This window comes from Sphaerimonospora thailandensis, assembly GCF_016863115.1.
In the GTDB taxonomy this organism is placed as follows: Bacteria; Actinomycetota; Actinomycetes; order Streptosporangiales; family Streptosporangiaceae; genus Sphaerimonospora; species Sphaerimonospora cavernae.
The window spans coordinates 1-1,397 of sequence record NZ_BOOG01000132.1; the positions used below are offsets into that span (position 1 = coordinate 1).

At 69.3% G+C, this 1,397-nt stretch carries 1 protein-coding gene; it reads left to right on the forward strand.

Annotated features, from left to right (window positions below; genetic code table 11):
* The coding region (locus tag Mth01_RS29275) for a transposase (protein ID WP_204019198.1) at positions 1 to 1,362 on the forward strand (1,362 nt) is incomplete at its 5' end.
* Positions 1,363 to 1,397: the final 35 nt, after the last annotated feature.

The window sequence follows — 1,397 nt, forward strand, 5'->3', positions numbered from 1 at the left end:
GAAGCCGGGCCGTTGGTCAGGGCGGGAGGCGGGGTGAGCGAGCACGCCAGGAAAGTGATGGGGCATCTGATCGGCGATTGGCTGGTGCCGGTGTCGCGGGTGGCGGCCGCGGCGGGGGTGGCCTGGCACACCGGCCACGATGGCTTCGTGTCGGTGGCCGCCGATGCTCAGATCGTGGTCACCGACATCGCCACCAGTACGGACACCGGCGCGGACACCAGTACGGAGACCAGCGCTGGTCATGGTGGGGAGCCCGGATCGGCTGCGGTCGTGGAGCTGGCTGAACGGGCGGTCCGTTCCGTGACGGGACTGCTGCCGCCGGTACAGGTACTGGGCATTGATGATCACCGGCGGGGCAGGCCGCTGTACCACCGGGACCCGGCGTCGGGAAAGTGGGTGGCCGATGCCGACCGCTGGCAGAGCATATTCGTTGATTCCGCCGGTGGGCACGGGCTGCTCGGGCAGGTCGAGGGCCGTGCCGGCCGGGATGTGACCGCCTGGCTGTCCGCCCAGGACCCGGCCTGGCGCGCGGCGGTCCGCTGGGTGACCATCGACATGTCGACGGTGTACAAGTCGGCGGTCACCACCAGCGGCCTGCTCCCCAACGCCCACCTGATCGTTGATCTGTTCCATGTGGTCCAGCTGGCCAACAAGGTGATCGGCGACGTGCGCCGACGGGTCACCTTCGAACGGTACGGGCGGCGCGGCCGGGCCACCGACCTCGAGTACGTGATCAAGGGGCTGCTGGTCCGCGGCCAGGAGAAGCTGTCCGAGCGCGCCCGGGGCAAACTTCTGTGCGCCCTGGCCGACCTCAGTGACGGCGGCCGTCAGATCGGCGCGGCCTGGCGAGCCAAAGAACTCCTGCGCGACCTGGTGAAACTCTCCCCGAACCAGACCGGCCTGGCCCCGGCCCGCCCGCAGATCGCCGCAGCCCTGGAGGCGTTCTTCGTCTTCTGCGGCACGGTCGGCGCATCGGTTCCCGAACTCCAGACCCTCGCCGAGACAATCTCGCTGTGGCGGGCCGAGATCGCCCGAGCCGTGGCCACCGGCTACTCCAACGCCGCCGCGGAGGGCGTGAACCGCCTGGTCAAGCTGGTGTATCGAACCGGTTTCGGTTTCCGTAACGTCACCAACCAGCAACGCCGGTCCCGCTACGCCGCCTCCCGCGGCACCCGGGCTGTCTGGCTCTCGCCGGCCTGGCTCCAGGAGACCGCCTGGCAGGGCGAACCATCCGCGATACCCACATCAACGGTCCTCCCGCTGCGCGCACGCCGCTCGTGCCAGGTCGATCTCCTCGTCGAGGCCGACGACCGGCGATCACACACCGTCACCACTACTGGGACACAACGAGTAGCCGCCTGATCACGGCATCTGTTCAGCCGCGAAGAGCCGGTTTA